Origin of the sequence: Streptomyces malaysiensis subsp. samsunensis (assembly GCF_024519315.1) — a bacterium.
Taxonomy (GTDB): domain Bacteria; phylum Actinomycetota; class Actinomycetes; order Streptomycetales; family Streptomycetaceae; genus Streptomyces; species Streptomyces malaysiensis.
Genome location: NZ_JANIIC010000055.1, coordinates 1 through 19327, shown reverse-complemented (window position 1 = coordinate 19327; position 19327 = coordinate 1). Strand labels below are relative to the sequence as shown.

10 protein-coding genes are annotated in these 19327 nt (G+C 73.4%); 3 read left to right on the top strand and 7 right to left on the bottom strand.

The features are described from left to right. Positions 1–150: 150 nt before the first annotated feature. From NQU54_RS35890 to NQU54_RS35875, 4 genes are read right to left on the bottom strand one after another with little or no spacing between them, the layout of a single operon-like run. Positions 151–1212, bottom strand: a complete 1062-nt coding sequence (locus tag NQU54_RS35890; RefSeq protein ID WP_257634670.1) for an NlpC/P60 family protein — start codon at positions 1210–1212, stop codon at positions 151–153. A gap of 21 nt (positions 1213–1233) precedes the next feature. Further along, a complete protein-coding gene (locus NQU54_RS35885; RefSeq protein ID WP_079259757.1) occupies positions 1234–1716 on the bottom strand; it encodes a poly-gamma-glutamate biosynthesis protein PgsC/CapC in 483 nt (160 codons plus the stop codon). Next, a complete protein-coding gene (gene pgsB, locus NQU54_RS35880; RefSeq protein ID WP_257634669.1) occupies positions 1713–3272 on the bottom strand; it encodes a poly-gamma-glutamate synthase PgsB in 1560 nt (519 codons plus the stop codon). The genes NQU54_RS35885 and pgsB overlap by 4 nt, the downstream gene beginning before the upstream one ends. A 9-nt stretch (positions 3273–3281) precedes the next feature. Then, entirely contained in the window at positions 3282–5453 is a 2172-nt protein-coding gene (locus NQU54_RS35875; RefSeq protein ID WP_257634720.1) for a HAMP domain-containing protein, read from the bottom strand. A 296-nt stretch (positions 5454–5749) separates the two neighbouring features. Between NQU54_RS35875 and NQU54_RS35870 the strand changes: the two genes are divergently transcribed. Further along, positions 5750–6724: a hypothetical protein gene (locus NQU54_RS35870; protein WP_257634668.1), complete on the top strand. Its 975-nt coding sequence runs from the start codon at positions 5750–5752 to the stop codon at positions 6722–6724. A 23-nt stretch (positions 6725–6747) separates the two neighbouring features. Here the strand turns inward: NQU54_RS35870 and NQU54_RS35865 are convergent, their stop codons facing one another. After that, entirely contained in the window at positions 6748–7575 is an 828-nt protein-coding gene (locus NQU54_RS35865) for a hypothetical protein (protein ID WP_257634667.1), read from the bottom strand. Positions 7576–7594: 19 nt separating this feature from the next. Here NQU54_RS35865 and NQU54_RS35860 point away from each other — a divergent pair, with 19 nt between their 5' ends. Beyond that, positions 7595–7870 (top strand): hypothetical protein, encoded by a 276-nt coding sequence (locus NQU54_RS35860; RefSeq protein WP_257634666.1) that lies wholly within the window; start codon positions 7595–7597, stop codon positions 7868–7870. Positions 7871–7984: 114 nt separating this feature from the next. Here the strand turns inward: NQU54_RS35860 and NQU54_RS35855 are convergent, their stop codons facing one another. Continuing rightward, positions 7985–16120 carry a type I polyketide synthase gene (locus tag NQU54_RS35855; RefSeq protein ID WP_257634665.1) on the bottom strand — a complete coding sequence of 2712 codons (8136 nt, stop codon included), beginning with the start codon at positions 16118–16120 and terminating at the stop codon, positions 7985–7987. A 399-nt stretch (positions 16121–16519) separates the two neighbouring features. On the opposite strand from NQU54_RS35855, the gene NQU54_RS35850 reads away from it, so the two are divergent. Further along, positions 16520–17722 (top strand): SDR family oxidoreductase, encoded by a 1203-nt coding sequence (locus NQU54_RS35850; protein ID WP_257634664.1) that lies wholly within the window; start codon positions 16520–16522, stop codon positions 17720–17722. Here the strand turns inward: NQU54_RS35850 and NQU54_RS35845 are convergent. Then, positions 17671–18990: a WS/DGAT domain-containing protein gene (locus tag NQU54_RS35845; protein WP_257634663.1), complete on the bottom strand. Its 1320-nt coding sequence runs from the start codon at positions 18988–18990 to the stop codon at positions 17671–17673. The two genes, NQU54_RS35850 and NQU54_RS35845, sit on opposite strands and share 52 nt — an antisense overlap. Positions 18991–19327 lie beyond the last annotated feature (337 nt).

Here is a 19327-nt window from a genome sequence, read left to right as displayed (position 1 = left end):
ATAAACACGAACGCTACAAGGAAACGAGCCGTTAAAGTCTAACGCCACGCAGAAAACTTTTGCCCGGATTCAGTCCGATTTTTCCGCTGGGTGGATCGGCGGAAGGCGGTGACGGCGGTCAGGGCACTTCCAGCGGAGCGCTCGGGCGCCTCAGAGGCGCTTGGCGCTGCGGAAGAGCCCCGCGTAGAAGCCGTTGCCGTCGATCCGGGAGACACCGCCGTTGTCGCCGATGGTGGGGCCGTTCTGCTCCTTGCGGCTGGAGACGAACACCCGGTGGCCGTCGGTGTCCAGCCCCAGGTACAGGGCGACATGGTCCATATGGTTGCCCGTGCGGTGGTCCATCTTGAAGAACAGCAGGTCGCCCGGTTGGAGAACGTCGATCTTGGTGGGCCGGGTGTACCAGGGGTCCGGGCCCTGGATCTTGATGATGTCGACGCCGACCTTGGAACGGGCCATGCCGTTGGCGGTGCGCGGCAGGCCGTCGCCGAGGGCGTTGCTGGCCATCAGGGGGTAGCGGGCACGGTAGCCGAACACCATGCGGATGAATCCGGAGCAGTCCAGCGCCCGGTAGCGCTCCTTGCGCGCGGCCAGTGTGGTGCCGTCGCGGAAGGTGTAGGAGATGCCGAGGTAGTCGAAGAAGTCGTTCTGCTCCAGCCGGTCCACGCCGTCCGGTTTGAACGGTCCGAAGACCGCGTCGCCCGCGTACGGGATGCCCTGGGCGTCCTTCTTGACCGGCGCGCCCTGCACATACTGGAAGGCGATCGCGAAGAGGTCCTCCTTCTTGCTGCCGTAGTTCTCCTTGAACCAGTCCTTGAACCACTGTTCCTTCTCGGCGCCCTTGGTCCACGGCTCCGGCATCAGCCGCACCCAGTCCTCGGTGATCACCTTGGACTTGGTGTTGGCGGGCTCGCTGAAGGTGCGGGAGGGGCCGCGCAGGGTGGCGGTGCGGGCGTGGTCGGTGAAGGTGGCGAGGATCTGGCCGTTGTCGCCGCGCAGGATGGTGCGGTCGGGGTTCTTCAGACGCTCCCAGGTCTGCTTGCCGCTCTGCTGGCCGGTGCCGTTCTCCAGATTCGGCTCGTCGATGACGGCCTGTGTGGCGGGCGTCTTGTCCTGCTCGTCCTTCCGCAGCTCCACGGTCAGATAGCCGCTGGCGCCGAGCAGCGCGAGCACAGTGACGGCGTGGAGGACGGGACGTTTCTTCTTGGGTGGCATGCGATCGGCTCCGGTGGTGGGTCAGGCGGACGGCATGACGCCGAGGAGGATTCCGGCGGTGAGGACGACATAGGCCATCAGCGTCACCGAGCCGGTGGACAGCAGGGTGGCCCCCCGGGGCTGGCGGACCAGCTGGTAGGCGATCAGGCCGGGCACGATGAAGCCGAGGGTCTGGTTCGCGTACATCAGCGGGAACTCCAGCGACAGGATGATCATCACCGTCGCCTGGAGCGTCACCCCGAGCAGCACGACCGCGGCGAAGAGCCGCTTGCCGTAGAGGATCACGAACTTCTGCATCAGCAGCGTGCCCACGTAGGTGAGCACCGTCACGCCGACCACCATCGCGGCCCGCTGAAGGTCCTCGACGAGGGTCAGCGCCAGCCAGCCCGGGGTGATCATGCCGCCGGGCGAGAGGTTGGTGGTCAGGTAGCAGACCAGCGAGAAGAGCAGCCCGATCGCGATGCCGATGGCCGCGATCTCGGGGGTGAGGACGGAGGGGATCAACGGTGCTGCTCTCCTGGGTTCTGCCACTGCTGGGAGTCGTCGGCGGGCGGGGCGGGCGGGACGCGCGGCTCGAACAGGCCGCGGGGCTGCGGGGAGTCGGGCGCCGGTACCACCGCGGGCCAGGGGTCCTGGGAGCCCCGGTCGGGTGCCTGCCGCGGGCGCGGCCGCTCCAGGGTGCGCTGCTGCTGGGGCACGTGCACCGGGGGCGCGTACCGGGTCTCGTACGCCTCCGGATAGCCCTGGTAGGGGTCCAGACGGGGCGCGTACAGCTGGACCGTGTCCACGTGCCCGGCGTACCCGGCGTACGCGGCATACCCGGCGTCGCCCTCGTCCGGCGCCGCCGCCACCGGTGCCGCCGGTGCGTCATCGGCGCTGTCGTCGGCCGGCAGCTCGGCGAGGTGCTCCAGGAGGATCTCGCCCTGGCCGTGGATGTTGCCGATGGCGACCAAGGAGGAGTCGGGGCCGAGGCGGCCCAGCAGCTCGGCCATGAACTCCTCGGGGTCACGGCGGTCCCCGCCCAGGTCGACCGCGCGGCCCCGGTACTCGGCCGGGATGGCGTCGATGGCGGACTTGGCCGGGTGCCCGATGACGAAGACCCGCTCGGGGTCGAGGTCCGGGATGATCTCGCCCATCTGGCCGTTGCGCTCGACGCGGTCGGGCCGGCAGTTGATGACGACGTTGAGCGGGCGGTGGATGGCGCCGAGGTCGAGCAGCTGGTTGATGTTCATCAGCGTCGACTCGGGGTCGTTGGCCGCGAAGACGTTGGCGAACCGCAGCTTCTTGCCGTCCTCGGTGGCGTACCGCTCGACGGAGAGGACACCGGGGTCGGGCGGGGCGTCGTACATGCCCTGGAGGGCGGTCGCGCGGTCGACGCCCACCAGCTCGGCGACGGTGAGCGCGATGGCCACGTTCTCCTTGAAGGTGAACCAGCTGAAGCCGCGCAGCTCCTCGTCGCTGACCGTCGCGGGGTCGGCGTAGATCAACTGGCAGTTCCTGGCGTCCGCCTCCTCCTGGAGGATGTGGAAACGATCCTGCTCGGCGGTGACGCAGATGCCGTTCTCCGGCATGGACCGGCACAGTGAGCGCGCCACGTCGTCGAGCGTGGGGCCCATCTCGGCCAGGTGGTCCTCGCGGACGTTGCACAGCACGCCGATCGTGGAACGGATCAGCTTGGACTGGTTGATCTCCTGGAGCGCCGGCATGACCGCCATGCACTCGATGACGAGCGCGTCCGGGCCGTAGGCCGCGGCGCGGCGCACGATGCCGATCTGCTCGACGACGTTGGCGATGCCGAACTTGCGGTAGACGGGTTCCTCGGTGGCGTCCGGGTGGATGAAGCGGGCCGCCGTACCGGTGGTCTTGGCCACGGTGGTCAGCCCGCCGCCGCGCAGGGCGCCCGCGCACAGCCGGGTGATGGAGGACTTGCCGCGGATGCCGTTGACCAGGACCCGGGTGGGGATCATGTCGAGGTTGGTCTGGTGCCGCCGCTGTTCGACGATGCCGGCGATCAGCAGGACGGCCTCGCACACCACGAGCACGGTGTAGAGGAAGAGCACGGTGGGGCCTCAGTTCCTTCCGACTCCGGCGGGGGTCCGGCTGCCGCCGTCCCGTTTGCGGGGCTGCTCCTGGAGTTGCTGCCGGATCAGCTCCAGGCTGCGGACCACGGCACCGACCTCGTCATGGTGGCGCGGGAACAGCACGGTCTTGCGGTCGCCGGCGGCGAGCGCCTCGGCCTGTCCGGCCAGCGCGCGCAGCGGTCGTACGACAACGATGTGCAGCCAGCCCAGACAGGCGGCCGCGGCGGTCAGTCCCAGCAGCCCGGCCAGTACGGTCCGGTTCTGGAGGCTGTACTCCGGGATCGCCAGAGCCGAGGCGGGCTGCCAGCTGGCCAGGCTCCACTCGAGCGACTTGGCCGCGCCGCCGCCGCTGAACGGCGCGACGGCCGCGACCCTGACGGTGCCACCGCGCTGGACGGTGGCCTGGGGCCGCTTCATGGCCAGCATCGAGGTCAGGTACGAGGGTGCCTTCTCGAAGGCGAGGTAGCCGGAGTCGCCGCCGATGACCCGGCCCTTGGCGTCCACGACGCGGACCTCTCCCATGCCCTGGCGGCCCAGCAGCGCGTTGACGAACTCGATGCGGAACTCGCCGACCACCGCGGCGCCGCCCCGGCCGGGGGCCCCGGCGGTGGCGGTGACCACGGGCTTCTTACCGCCCTCGCCGGTCACCTCGATGGCCTGCTTCGAGGGGGCCTCGCCGTCCTTGTGGTGCGGACTGTCACCGGCCCGGGCGAGGATCTCGCCGTCGGCGCCCAGGACGTACACCGACTCGTAGCGGTCGTGCTCCTGCATGGTGCGCTCCAGGACCTTCTCCATGTCCTCGGGCGTGGTGCGGTCCCCGATCAGGGCGGCGACGGCGGACAGGTCCGCATGGCCCTCGTTGAGCGCGCGGCGGACCCGGTCGCTGAGGGTGACGGTGCGGGACTTCTGGTCGTGGACGAACTGGGCCGGGACCTTGACGGAGGAGTCGGCGCGGTTGAGCACCAGCAACAGCGGGACCGACCAGACGAGCAGCAGGACGGCGCAGACGGCCACCAGGGCGCGGGCGCCCAGGCCCTTGCGCACGGCGGGGCCCTCGACATCGGCGGGCTCGCCCTGGAGCTGCCGGCGCAGCCGCTCGAGGGCGGCGCCCACGCGGGCGGCCTCGCCGGCCCTCGGCACGCTCACCGGGCGGGCGAGATCGCCGCGGGTGAGGCGGCGGCTCTCCAGGAACAGCCGGATCAGCGGGCGCTGCACGGTGCCCAGCAGCACCAGCACCGCGAGCGCGCCGATGAGCAGCAGGGCTCCGGCCGCGGCCAGACCGAAGGCGGGGCGGGTGATCTGGGAGACCTTGGCGGTGACGCCGACCTCGGTGACGACGGTCAGGCCGAGGCTGCTGGCCGTGGTCGCCTCACCGGGCCGGGGCGGGGTGAGCGTGGCGTAGCCGCCGACGGTGCGGACGTCCTTGGCGGCGCCCCCGGTGAGGTGGCCGCTGACTCCGGTGTAGCCGCCCGCGCCGGGCTCCTTGGCCTTGATGGGGTGCTGGCGGCCCTTGCGCGCGGCGGTCTTGGCGAAGGCGGAGAGCTGCTTCTTGGCCGCCTCGCTGTCCAGGGCGCCGTGGCTGGACAGCAGCCGGCCGGTGGAGTCGACGACGCCGATGGCGCGGCCCGGGCCGAGGTCGACGCCGGGGAAGCTGAGGGTGCTGGAGGCGACGAGCAGCTGCTGCGGCTGGCCCTTCCAGGACAGCAGAGCGAGAATGATCAGCCGGGTCTGGCCGTTCTCCAGGCGCACCATGCGCGGGGCCAGCCCGTCGTCGCGGGAGAGCTTGCCGAGTTCGATCGCGGTCAGCGGGACGTTCTCGCCGCGGGCGGCGAGCATCTTGCCCGACTTGATCTCGATGACGGCGGTGCCCCGCCACTTCTGGTAGACCTGTCCGACCTTGTCGAGGACGGTGTCGGCGGCGACTGGCCGGCCCTCGTTGAAGAGGGTCGCGGTGCCGGTGAGATCGGTGACCGACTCGTCCAGCGACGCCCGCAGCGCGATGGCGCCGTCTTCGGCGACGTACTGCTGCGAGGTCAGGACCGCCTTGGGGACCAGGGCGTTGTCCGGTTTGCCCAGGGTGAGGGCGGTGATTCCCGCGAGGGAGAGAAGCAGAACCGACAGTACGGCTATAGGGGGTCGAATACCCCCCAAGAGCGACATGTCGGCCCTTCGGCGGACCTTGTGCCGCCGCTTCGAACGCGAAGCGGCCACGAACGTGCTCCTCTCATGCAACTCACACCACAGAGCGCACTCGAGTGCGATCCGGACCGTCAGACAGTCAGACGGATCAAAGGGTTGCACATCTTAAAGAAAAAACGAGAAAACCTGTTTGGTCCCAACCAAGGCTGGGCAAACGGCGGTCTTGCATTCTTTGCCGGGCGTTCACCCAGAGGTCATTCTTCGCCCGTCTCATCCCGATATCCCCCCATAAAGAAGGCGGTTACGATGAGGCGGTCATGGCAGAGATGCGAAGGAAATCGGTCACCGTGGCGGCAGTCACGGTCGCGTTCGGCCTGCTTCTGGCGGGATTGAGCGCGTACACGATCGGTTGGTCAAGCGGAGGCGACCGTACCGCACAGGGTGCGGACGCCCCCAAGGTCCCGCTGGAGCGCAGGATCACCGACTTCACCGCCGGATTCGGCCCCGACTCCGGCTACCGCGAGCCACGCCGTGCCGAACGCCGGGCCGTCGCCGACGCGGTGGGCCTGATCCTCGACGGACACCCCGACCGCGCCCGGCCGCCGCTCGCCGACGCCGGTTTCCGGCTCCGTACGCTCACCGACAGCGGCACCGGCCGCCGCTACGCCGAACTGTCCGACCGCACCGAGGACACAGACGCCCCGCGCGGCTGGGGCCGGGTCTATGTGGACCTCTCCGCGCCCGCCCGCTGGTCGGTCCAGGTGCCGCACCCGGTCTCGGACGAGGACACCGAACGGCTCGGCGCGCGTGTGCTCCTGGGCTCCCCCGGCGGTGTCCTGGTGCTCGCGGGCGCCCACCGCAGGGCCGGGGACGGCGACGCCGCCGACGCCGCCCACCGCACCGACTCCGTCTTCGACGCGGTCTGCGACGAACTCGTCCGGCGGGGGCTGCCCGGCGTCCAGCTCCACGGCTTCGCCGACGACTCCGCGCCGGGCCGGGACGTCGTCGCCTCCACCGGCAAGGGCTCGGCGGGCCGCGCCGACGCCCGCCGCCTCGCGGCCGCCCTGACCGCGCGGCACTTCTCCGTCTGCCGCGCCTGGGTCCGCAGCTGCCCCCTGGAGGGCCGCGACAACGTCCAGGGGCGCAGGGCGGCCGCAGAGCATGTGACGTTCCTGCATGTCGAGTTCGCGCGGTCGGTGCGCACGAGCGACACCCGGATCCGGCGCGCCGCGGCGGCCGTCGGCACGGTGACCGCGCGCTGGGCGAAGGACGACCCGGCCCAGGGTCCGTGACCCGGACAGGCCCTAACCCGGCCCTAACCCCGGTCCGCGGCCACGGTGAACGCGGCCTTCACCGTCTGCGTCACGGCGTTGCCGTCCGCGTCGGTCCCGGTGACGCGCAGCGACGCGTCCCGGCCCGCCGCGGCATCCGGAGTGGTCCAGTCCGCGCGGAACCGGCCCTCGCCGAGCGCGGTGACCGACGCCTCGGTCCACCGCTCGCCACCGTCGAAGGACACCTCGACCGCCGCCTCGGTGACCGCGGGCGGGGCCACCACACCCGGCACATGCCCGAAGCCGACGACAAGGTGGGCGTCACCGGCCGGGCTGGTGCCGTCCGGCGCGGTGTCCAGCTGGTAGCGCGGCACCACGACCGGCAGCGCCGAGCACTTTGCGGGCCCGTCGTACTCGCCCGCCTCGGACACACACGTCCAGTTGTCCGGCACGGTCCGGCCGCCCGAGTGGCCCGAGGCGAAGGTCCACTCGGTGTGGGTGGTCAGCGACTGGCGGAAGTCGTCGTTCGTCCTGGTCTGGTCGTACACCACGGTGTACGGGGCCTTGTCCGGCGGCACGGTCAGGGCACCGCCGGAGACGCCGTCGCCCTCGTACAGGGTCGTGTCACCGGAGACCACCGCGAAGTGCGAGGAGGTGATGTCGGACGGGAGCGCGAGGACGTGGTGGCCGGCGGAGTCCATGACCGTGGTCAGGGAGAAGGTGAGGGCATCGCCCTTGCGGCACGCCGCGCAGTACCACGTCTCATCGGCGGCGGCGCCCCCGGCGGGCTCGGTGAAGCCCGGGACCAGCGGACCGCGCAGCCAGTCGGCGGCAGTGGTCCGGCCGGGCCGAGGGGTCTGCTCCTGGGACACGAAGCGCCGCTCCCCCGCCTTGAGCCAGTCCTGGTACGAGGCGCCCGCGGAGCCGCCGACGTACTCGATCCGCCGTGCCGGTGCCTTGAACGGCTCGGACAGCGCCTCGCCGCTGCGCGGCGACCCGGAGGACCCGGCCCAGGGGCCACAGGTCCGGGTCGTATGCGCCACGGACGGGCTGCGCAACGACGACAGCCATGAGGGCACGTTCCCGGCGCGCTGCCTGGGCAAGGTGCGGGACTGGAACCCGGGGACGAGTGAGCTGACCGTCGAGGCCATCGCGATCTTCAGCTAGCCGGGCCGTTCCCCGGAGGTGGTCAGCCCAGCAGCAGGCGCCCGGCCACATCGGCCGGGCCCTGGCGGGGAGTGCGCCTCGGGGTGGGTGGCGGCTCGGGCGGCTGTGGTTCCCTCACCTCGCGCCACCACCCGCGGTGACCGGGCGATCCGGTCCGGCCTGGTGCGGGACGGCCTGGTGCGGTCCGCCCTGGTGCGGGACGGCCTGGTGCGGGACGGGCGGCGCCACCGGGGCGGTTTCCGTGACATGCAGTCCCAGCCGGAGCTGTACGATCCGGGCGAACTCGGCGATGGTGCCGTTGCTGCGCAGCAGTTCCATGGGCGGGATGTCGAGTTCGTAGCGCTGGTTGAGCGAGACGAGCACCTGGGCCGCCATCAGGGAGTCCATGCCGTAGGAGTCCAGCCGCCGGTGCGGGTCGAGGTCCTCGTGGTCCATGTGCAGGACCTCAGCGAGCAGGCGGGTGAGCTGGTCGACGAGATGGGCGAGGGCGGCCTCCTCGTCCATGAGGGAGAGCCTGCGCAGAAGTTCCTCTCGGGTGGTCTCCCCGTCCCCCACCTGGGGCGGTACGAGCTCGCCGAGGCGCGGGGCGCGCAGCAGGGGCAGCAGCACGGCGGCGCGCGACCAGTCCGTCCGGGAGACGCCCACCACCCCGGGGGCGTCCGGCCGGTCGCCGCCGAGCAGCCGCCTCCCGTAGTCGAGGGCGGTGTGCGGGGCGAGGGGCTCGATGCCCAGGCTGTGGAGGGAGTCCAGCAGGTCGTTGCGTGCCGCGTAGCCGATCTCGCCGATGGCGCCCCAGGCGAGGGTGAGCGCGGGCTCGCCGTACCGGCGGCGCAGCCGGGCCAGGCCCTCCAGATAGAGGTTGCCCGCCGTGTAGGCCGACTGCTTGAAGTTGCCCACCATGGCGGTCGTGGAGGAGTAGCTCAGGAAGAAGTCCAGTGGCAGACCGCGGGTCAGGGTGTCCAGGACCCGGGCTCCGCCGATCTTGGGCCGCAGGACGGCGCTCATCCGCTCTGCGGTGAGTTCGGCGAGTGGCGCGTCGTCCAGTGCCATCGCCGCGTGGACCACACCGCGCAGCGGATGGCCGCTCTCCTCGATCTCCTCCAGCACCCGGCGCATCGCCTCCGCGTCGGCCACGTCCGCGGCGTACGCGGTGACCCGCGCCCCCTCCGGGGCGAGCGCGTCGCGCACGGCGGCGGCGTCCGGACCGTCGGCCCCGCTGCGGCTCACCAGGGCGAGATGGCGGGCGCCGAGGCCGGCCAGCCACTGTGCGGTGGCCGCGCCGAAGCCGCTGGTGCCGCCCGTGACCAGGTACGAGGCGTCCGGGTCCAGGCGGGGCGCGGTGGGCGTCGTACGCGCCGCCACCGGTCCGCGGGCGGCGACGATGGCCGCACCTCCGCGCCGCGCGGGCGGGGAGGCGAACGCGGAGGCGGGTTCGATGGCGCAGGGCTCGTCCAGCGGGTCGAAGGTGACGACGACCTTGCCGATATGGCGTGAGTGGCGCATCAGCAGGAAGGCGTCCGCCACGCGCGCGGCGGGGTAGGCGGTGTGGGGCAGCGGGTGGAAGTCCGGGCCGGTTTGCGCCACGTGGCCGCCGTTCAGCGTCCGGCCCACATCCTCCAGGAGGTCCCCCCGCAGCCTGGGGTCCCGCAGCACGGTGGTCAGATCCACGCCGTGGAAGGAGATATGGGAGCCGAACGGGCGCAGCGGCAGCGTCCGGTCCTCGTAGAAGTCGCGTTTGCCGAGTTCGATGAAGCGGCCGCCGGGGCGGAGCACCTCCAGGCCCCGGGCCAGGGCCTGGCCGGAGAGGGAGTTCAGGACGATGTCCACGCCCCTGCCCCCGGTGAGGTCCATGACCTGGACGGTGAAGTCCAGCGAACGTGAGTCGAGGACGTGCTCCACGCCGAGCGCGCGCAGCAGATCGCGTTTGGGCCCGCTGCCCGCCGTGGCGATGACCGTGGCGCCGTACGCCCGTGCGTACTGGAGGGCCGCGAGGCCGACACCACCGGCCGCGCCGTGCACCAGCACGGTCTCACCCGCCCGCATCCTGGCGGTGTACACCAGGCCGTAGTGGACGGTGCAGTAGGCGACCGGCACACCGGCGGCCTCGGCGAAGGTGCTCCCGGCGGGGATCGGCCACAGGTTGCCCACCGGGCTGACCACCTGGGACGAGAGCGCCCCGGTCCCCACCCCGACCACCCGGTCCCCGGGTGCGAAGCGGTCCACGCCCGGCCCGCAGGCGCTGACCACACCCGCGCATTCGAGCCCGAGGTCCTCCTCGCGCGGGCTGCCGTTCAGCGCCTCCGTGGGCAGCAGCCCGACCGTCTGCATGATGTCGCGGTAGTTCAGGGCCGCCGCGCGCACCTCGACGACCACCTCTCCGGGGCCCGCGACCGGCGGCGGGATCTCTTCCCAGGCGAGCCGGTAGGAGAGGCCGGGCTGACGCACCCGCAGGGTGTACGGCGGCCGGGGCGCGCCGTCCGCGAGGGGGACGGCGGGCGGCAGGGCGCGCTCGCGCAGGACGAAGCGGTCGTGCGGGGTGAGCGCGATCTCGTCCTCGTCGGCGGCCGTGCCGTAGGCGGCACCGGGCGTGCCGACGGGGGTGCCGACGGCCTCGGCGACATCGGTGGCCTCGGTGGCGTTTTCGGCATCGGTGTCGAGGAGTTCGCGGACCAGACGGGCGGCGTCCGCGGCCGGGTCGTCGCTCCGGCACAGGCTCAGGCGGCGCCCGCGCAGATCGGGTTCCTCATTGGCCAGGCAGCGTGCCACCCCCCACGCGGCGGCGTCGGTGGGGTGGGTGATCGGCCCGGGGGTCGCCTCGGCGCCGTGCGGCCGGGTGACCAGCCACAGGCGGACCGCGGCCGGTGAGCCGAGGGACCGGTGGGCTTCCGCGACGGCCCGCAGCGTCTGGCCCGCGTGGGTGGCGCGGGCCACGGCCTCCTCGGCGTCGGTGGGTTCGGCGCCGCCCAGGACCAGGACCACGGCCGTCTCACCGGTGCCCGCCTCGGTCAGCGCCCGGGTCCACGCGGCGGCGTCCGTACGGGCGTCGGTGACGACACTGTGCCCCGCGCCGTACGCGGTCAGCGCCTCGGCGACGGCGCGGGGCAGCGGATCCTCCGCCGTATCGCCGCAGACGACGTAGGCGGCGGACGGGGCGGGGGGTGGCGGTGCGGCGGCGGGAGTGCCACCGGCCGCGGCGAGGAAGACGGACGCGTGGTCGCGTCCGGGCGGCTCGGTGTCGCCCGTGCGGGCACAGGAGGTGAAGCCGCACCGCCGCAGCAGCGCGGGCCACTGCTCGCGGGTCAGCAGCGGGGATTCGGGGCGCAGGGCGGTGTCGGTGCGGTGGTGGAAGCTGTCGAGGGCGCCGAAGACGGGGAGCAGCGTCTCCGGGTCGTGGCATTCGAAGGCCAGCAGATGTCCGCCGGGTGCGAGCAGCGAGGCCACACGGCCGAGGGCGCGCTCCAGGTCCTTGGCCGTGTGCAGCGCGTTGGCCGCGACGACGAGGTCGAAGCCCTGCTCGCGGTAGCCCTGCTCGGCGGGGTCCCGGTCCAGGTCGAAGGTGCCGTACTCGACGAAGTCGTAGCCGCCGAAGCGGTTGCGGGCGCGGGGCAGATAGGCCGGTGAGACATCGGTGTAGCGGTAGCGGGTGCGGTCGGCGGGCAGCAGGGGCAGCAGCGCCCCGGTCATGCCACCGGTACCGGCGCCGATCTCCAGGATCCGCAGCGCGCGGTCGGCGGGCCAGTGGGAGAGCTGCGCGCGGAGCAGGGCCTGGGCGAGGCGGTTGTGGAAGCGGGAGACCGGCGCGGTGTCGTAGTACTGCTCCAGGAGGTGCGCGGCCGGTTCGGCGGTGAGCAGCCGCAGGGCGCTCATGTGCCCCCTGAGGACCTCCTCCAGGTGCCGGGTCAGATGGGTCGCCAGGGCGATCCGATGCACATCCCCGGGCGCCTGGGCGAGGGCCTCGCGCACCGGCGGCGGGGTGTCGCGGGCGCCGGGCGTCAGACGGCACCGGCCGCCGGGGACCTCGGTGAGCAGACCGCGGCGCAGCAGCAGGGGTTCGAGCAGGGCGATCAGCGGCCGGTGCCGTTCCTCCATACCGGCTGCCACGAGGTCCTCGACGGTGAAGGGCGCCGCGGGGTCGGGCAGCAGCCCGGCCAGCGCGGCGGCGGCCGAGCGCGCGGTCAGCTCCTCGTCATGACGTGACGTCAGGTCGTAGCGGGCCTCGCGCCACCGCTCGCACACGGCGTCCAGACGCGGGGCGGCGTCCCGGAGGATGTCCGCGGGCGGCGGCAGGGGTGAGGGCGCGGCCGGGAGGTACGCGCGGGGAGCGGCCCGCGGAACGGTGTGGTGGAGGGTGACGGGGGCGGTGCGGGCGATCGGGAAGAGGCGCAGCCGGCACTCCTCAAGCCGTGCCGTCACGGTGCCGTCGGCGTCCGCGACCGTGATGTCCCAGCACACCTCGCTGCCGGTGGAGTCGCGTTCGGTCACCCACACGATCCCGGTGGGCGACGGTGTCGACCACACCCGCACCGAGCCGATGGACGCGGGCAGATAGGCGCCCCGCTCCCGCAGCCGGTCATGGAGGAGCGCGGCACCGGCCTGGAGGGCTCCGTCGAGCAGCGCCGGGTGGACGGTGTACGGGGCGCCCGGGGCCTCGTGCCGATAGGTGGCGACCGAGATCCGCTCGCCCGGGTGCGCTTCGTCCGGGCGCACGTCGCCCATGCGGACCTCGCCCAGACGCACCTCCTCCAGCGTTTGGAAGGCGGGCCCGTAGCCGAGTCCCACCTCGGCGCAGGCGGCGTAGTGTTCCTCGCCGCTGACGCGCCTGTCGCACAGGGCGCGCAGGTGCTCGGGGTCCACCGGCTCGGGCCGGGGCCGCAACAGCGGGCGCACCCGGGCCCGGGCATGCGCCCGTGGCTCCGGGCCGCGCTCGTCGGTGCTGGTGACCGTGGCGAGGGTGGTGTCGGGGTCGAGCCCCACGCGTAGCCGTACGGCGGAGGCGTCCGGCCAGGGCACCACGAGGCTTGCGCTGATGTCGAGATGTGCCACCTCGACCGGCTGCCCGTGCACGGCGCGCCCCGCTGCGAGGAGGGCTTCGGCGTATCCGGTGGCCGGCATGACGACCGATCCGCCGAGCCGGTGGTCGGCGAGCCAGGGCACGAGGACGGGTTCGATCGCGCCCTCCCAGCCGGGGACGGCGGTGGGCATGCGCTCGCCGAGCAGGGGATGGACGATGACGCCGTCCCCGCTGGAGTTGGCCCAGGAGTGGGGGGTGCCGGACCAGTGGCGCTCGTACTGCCACGGGTAGGCGGGAAGCCGGGTGACCCGGCCGGGCACGGGGAAGTGCGCCGCGTAGTCGACGGCGGCCCCGGCCGCGAGCGCCGCGGCCGCCGCCGCGCCGAGGGCGGCGGGGCCGTCCGCCCCGCGCCGCAGGGTCGGCAGCACGACGGTGCCGGTTCCGGTGCCCGAACCGGACATGCCGCGCCGGGCCGCCACGCGCCGGAGATAGGCGCGGAGTACGGGGTGCGGGCCGATCTCCAGGAGGATCCCGGCCCCGTCCGCGAGGGCGCGCCGCACCGCGTCCGCGAGGAGCACGGGGTGACGCACGTTCCGCCACCAGTACGCCGCGTCCAGGTCGGTACCGCGGGCGCGGAAACCGGAGACGGTGGAGTAGAACGGTACGCGTACGGGCGACGGTGTCACGTCCGTCAAGCAGGCCAGGAGTTCGTCCTCGACGGGGTCCATGTGGCGGCTGTGGAAGGCGTAGTCGAGGCCCAGATCGCGGAAGAAGACACCCGCGGCGGCGAGTTCCGCGCCGAGCAGGTCCAGGGCTTCGGCGTCACCGGCCACCGTGACGTCCTCGGCACTGTTGACCCCGGCGATCTCCAGCTTCTCCCCGTACCCGGCGAGCGCCTTCGCGGCCCGTTCGGCGGACAGCCCCACGGCGGCCATCCGGCCACTCCCGGCCGTACTCCCCTGCACCCGGCCACGCTCGGCGATCACCCGCGCCGCGTCCGGCAGCGACAGCGCCCCACAGACGTGGGCGGCGGCCACCTCCCCGACGCTATGGCCGACGACCATGGCGGGCTCGATCCCCCGGTCGCGCAACACGGCGGTGATCCCCAACTGCACGGCGAAGAGGAGGGGCTGAGCCACCTCCGTCGCGTCGAGATCCGCCTTCCCGACGGGCGCGGCGAGCACCTCGCCCACCGTCCAGCCCAACCGGGGCGCGAGTTCGACGTCGACGTCATGCACCGCGCGCCGGAAGACGTCGTCGGCAGCGAAGAGATCGGCCCCCATCCCGGCCCACTGCGACCCATTGCCACAGAACACAAAGGCCACACGCCCACTGTCAGCGGCGATACTCACCGCGCCGGGCACGGTCGCCTTCGCGGCGGGCACGACCGGGTCCCCGACGGGTACGGCCGACTCCACGGCGGGCACGGCTGACTCCCGGGCGGGCGCGACCGGCTCTACAACGGCAGGCGTCGTCGGCTCCACGGTGGGCTCAGCTGACTCCCCGACCGGCGCGGTCGGAGCCCCGGCGGACGCGGCCGACTTCCCGGCGGATGCGGCCGACTCCCCACCCAGCGCGGCCGACTCCCCACCGGCCCCGACCAACTGCCCGCCAGACGCAGCCAACTCCCCGCCCAGCCCGACCGGCTCCCCGGCCGGGTCCCCACCATCAAGCCGTCCAGGGTCCGGCTCCGGCGCGGCCAAGGCGCGTAGGCCGCGTGCCGCTTCCGTTGGGGTGGTTGCCCAGACGACGGCGCGGTGGTCGTGGCGTCCTCGGCGTAGGCAGGAGGTGTGGGCCAGGTCGTAGAAGTCGGCCGGGGACGTCTGGTCCAGGTGGGCGGCCATGGTCTCGGCTGCCTGCCGCAGCGCCTTGGCCGTGCGGGCCGAGATGAGCACCGGCACCGGTTCGCGCGGGGGCCGGGGGCCGTCGGGCATGGGCGGGGCGTCGGCCACGATGGCGTGGGCGTTGGCGCCGCCGAAGCCGAAGGAGTTCACCCCGGCGACGGCGCGCCCGTCGGCCTCGACCGGCGCGAGGGCCGTCGAGCGGGTGGTGAGCCGCAGCCCGAGGCCCTCGAAGTCGATGTCGGGGTGCGGCGGGTCGGCGTGGAGGGAGGCCGGTGCGGTGCGGTGCCGCAGTACCAGGAGGGCCTTGAACAGACCGGCCATGCCGGACGCCGGTTCGAGATGGCCCAGGTTGGTCTTCACCGAGCCGATCGGGAGGGCGCCGGAGATCCGGCGCACGCCGAGGGCGCGGCCGATGGCGAGGGCCTCCAGCGGGTCGCCGACCGGGGTGCCGGTGCCATGGGCCTCGAAGTAGACCAGTTCGTCGGGGTGTACCCGGGCACGGTCGTAGACCTCGCGCAGCAGCCGCTCCTGCGCCTCGGAGTTGGGCAGCGCGAGCCCCATGGTCCTGCCGTCGCTGTTGCTGCCGGTGCCCAGGACGAGTCCGTGGATACGGTCGCCGTCGGCCAGGGCGTCCGACAGCCGTTTCAGCAGCACCACGCCGCCGCCCTCGGCCCGGACGAACCCGTCGGCCCGCGCCGAGAAGGAGGCGCACCGGCCCCGCTGGGAGAGCATCGACGCCTGGGAGAACCCCACGTAGTGGAAGGGGCTGAGCAGCACGTTGACCCCGCCGCAGACGGCGGCCCGGCCACCGCCCTCCCACAGGGTGCGGCAGGCGCGGTCGAGGGCCACCAGGGAGGAGGAGCAGGCGGTGTCGATCGCCATGCTGGGGCCGCGCAGGTCGAAGGCGTGCGAGACCCGGTTGGCGGCGATCGACGAGGCGGCGCCGGACATCGTGTAGGCGCCGACCGTGCGCAGCGAGGACATCTGGAGAGCGCCGTAGGAGGCGTCCGAGATCCCGACGAACACGGCGGTGTCGGAACCGGCCAGCGTGGCCGGGTCCACGGCGGCGTCGTCCAGCGCCTCGGCGGTCATCTCCAGGAGCAGCCGGTGCTGCGGGTCCATGTGCGCCGCTTCCTTGGGGGAGATCCCGAAGTAGGCGGCGTCGAATCCGGCCACGTCGTCGAGGAAACCGCCGGCCGCGGTGTACGACTTGCCCCGGCGCGGCACGGAGGGGTCGGTGAACAGGCGGGCGTCGAAGCGGTCCGCGGGCACCTCCCCCACCAGGTCCCTGCCCTGGTCCAGGGCCTCCCAGAGCCCGTCCAGGTCCCGGATGCCACCGGGGAGCCGGCAGGCCGCCCCCACCACCGCGATCGGTTCGGCCTCGTCCTGACGCATACCGGGGCCTCTCTCATGTTCACTCGGCGACGCCGGCGGATGGCCCGCGTCACGCTTTCGGCTCACGCTCTCGGCAGCGACGCACACTAGCCAGCCGGGCGACCGCCGACGCCGCCCCGTACACCCTTTAGAGGGAACGGAGTTGAAGTGCACTCGGTGTGATGAACGGACCCCTTCCGAGCCGCCTAGCCCATTCGGGTGAGCCGCACCGGCAGGGCCGGTACGGAGTGCGCGTACGGAGGCGCGTACGGCGGCGCTCGGGCGGCGTGGCGGGGTGCGGTCGATGTGGTGTCCTCGGCACGCGCCCCGGCGCGATGGGGTCCGCCACGGAAACACGCCGGGACGCTCCCGAACCCGCCGGAGCCGCAACCACCCGCCCTTCGACGTCTGGAGCCCGCCATGGCCGTACTCTTCACCGGCGCGACCGGTTTCCTCGGCAGCCGCGTCCTGCGCCAACTGCTCACCGAGGACGGCGACGACCGGCCCATCACCGTCCTCGGCCGTGGCGAGGGCCGTGGCGGAGGACATGGTGGAGGACCTGACAGACGCCGTGCCGGAGCCCGGAGTCTGCGGGCGCGCGTCGAGACGGCCCTCGACGGGCTCGACGTCCTGGCGGGCGCCGCGACACCGCGCGGGCGCCTGCGGTACGTGTCCGCCGACCTCACCCTGCCGGGCCTCGGCCTCGCCGACGGCGAGCGCCACGCCCTCACCCACGGCTGCTCGGAGCTCTGGCACTGTGCCGCACAACTCGCCCTGCACGACGACCCGGTGCCGCTGTTCAAGGCGAACGTCCTCGGCACCCGGCGCGTCCTCGACCTGGCCACCGAGGCGGCAGGGGCGCGGGTGGTCCATCTGAGCACCGCGTACGTGGCCGGGGGACGCGCCGAGGGGCATATCCGCGAGGACGACCTGGACGGCGGCCACGGCTTCCTGACGCCGTACGAGGAGAGCAAGTACACCGCCGAACGCGCGGTACACGCCTGGAGCGCGCGCACCGGCCGCGGCGCCACGATCCTGCGGCCGTCTCTGCTGGTCTCCGACCGGCCCGTCCGCGGCAGCGGGCAGCGTCAGCCGCTCGCGGTGCTGGCGCTCCTCATCCACGAGGCGCTGCGCCGCAGGGCCGAGGACGACCCGGCGCTCGCCTCGCTCCTCGACGGTGGCGACGCCCACGGCAGCGGGCTGCGGGTGCGGGTCCGCGCGGGGAGCGGCGGGGCGCTCAACCTCGTCCCGGTGGAGTACGCGGCGCGCGCCGCGGTGTGCGCCGCCCGCGCCGCGTGCCGTCCGGGCGCCCCGGCGGGAGTGCGCACCGTACATCTGACGCATCCGCACAACACGCCCTTCGCGACGGCCGTGAAGGTCCTGGAGCGGCTCTACCCGGGGCTGTCCCTGGACCTCGTGGACGACCTCGACGACCCGGACCCGTACGAGTCGCTGTTCGCCCACCATCTGGCGTCGCTGCTGGTCTTCACCGCCCAGCGCAGGACGTACGACCGCGGCAACCTGCTCCAGGACACCGCCGGTCTGCCCGACCCCGAACCCCTGGACGCCACCTACCTGGCCAACGCCGTCGGAGAGGTGGTGACCCCGGTCGCGGCGGCCTGAGCCGCCGCCAGCACCCGCAGCTCCCCCAGCCATGCGGCGGCCAGCGACTCTGCGGCCGCGCGGGGTTCGGAGGTGGTGAAGCCGACCACGGCCCGGCCCTGGGCGGTGGCCAGGACCGTGGACAGCCGGTGTCCGGCCGGGAGGAAGTTCAGCGGCAGCGTCCGCAGGACCCGCCGCCCGGCCACCGCCAAGGCGGACGACGGGCCCCGGACGTTGCTGGCGAGCAGGGTGGCGCGGGCCGGGTCGAAGTACCGCTCGAAACACCATCCCCCGGCCGCGGCGGGGATGGACCGGAACACCGCACGCACCAGCGGATGGCGCAGTGCGCGGGCCCGGCCCGCCGTGCGGGCGGCGACGAGGGCGAGGCGGCGCCCGGCGTCGGGCTCCGCCACGGGGAGGGGGATCCGCAGCGGAATGTGGCGGTTGCGCAGTACGGCCGCGTCCCCGGGCCCCCGGACGTTCACCGGGACCAGGGCGCGCACCCGCCCGTCGGGGCCGTCGAGTTCGGGCCGGGTGCGCAGGGCGCCGCTGAGCGCGGCCAGATACACATCGTTGACGGTCGTGCCGTGGCGCCGGGCGATGTCGCGCAGCACACCGAGGCCGATCTCCGCGCAGGCGTAGGACAGGGCGGTGGGCGGGTGTTCGGCACCTACGGCGTCCTCGGCGCGCTCCTCCGCGTTCGCCCGGCGCCGCTCCAGCAGGGGCGCCCCGCACAGCCAGGCCGCGCGCAGTGGATCGGTGACGGCACGGTGCACGGCGCCGCGCGCCCGCCACGGTTCGGCCCGCGCGGGGGACGCGGTGGCGGCGTCCGGGCGGTGGGCGCCCGTCCAGGCGGCCAGCACTCCAGCGGCTCCCGCACCGTCGAGCAGCCGGTGGTCCGCCCGCCACACCAGCGCGGACGTGCCGCCCGGCAGCCCCGCCACCGCGCCGCAGGACCAGCGGTGCGGCTCCAGCGGACTGGTCAGCGCCTCGTGCGCCACATCGGACAGCTCCCGCCCCGGACATGCTTCGGCGTACTCCACCGCACCGTTCCACGGGCCGCCGTCCGAGGGCCCGGTCCCCAGCAGCTCCGCCACCGGCCGCAACGAGTCCGCGAGTTGACGCCGATCGGGCGGCGGGCCCTCCAGCTCAAGCACCACGCCGATGGTCAGCCCGGTGCCGGGGTGCGCCCTGCCGTACGCGACGAGGGCCGCGTCCGGAAACGGCAGCTTCCCTGTCGGCTGCCCGGTCGGCTCCCCGGCCGCATCCCCCGTCGACTTCCCGGTCATCTCGCTCCACCCCTCCGCCGGTGACACCGACCGGCAGCCGGAACAACGCCGCGGGTGGCGCTCACGTCACCCCCGGCGGCCATGGCGTCAGCGGTCGGCGGGCGCCTTCACGATTACGGGTGCACCTTGGTGACCGTGCGGGTGAATCACCCGCATGGACCAACGGCCGAGGGTGCCCGCGCCGCCATCATCGGACGGATCAACCATCGGAAACGGCCCGCGAGTTGTGGGGCCCGACCTGGGAGAAGCGCGTGACTTCAGCGAACGGGCGCAGGCGCGCCCTCGTCCACACGGCGGCCCTGGGGCTGCTGGCGGCCTCCGCGGCCGTCGTGGCCTT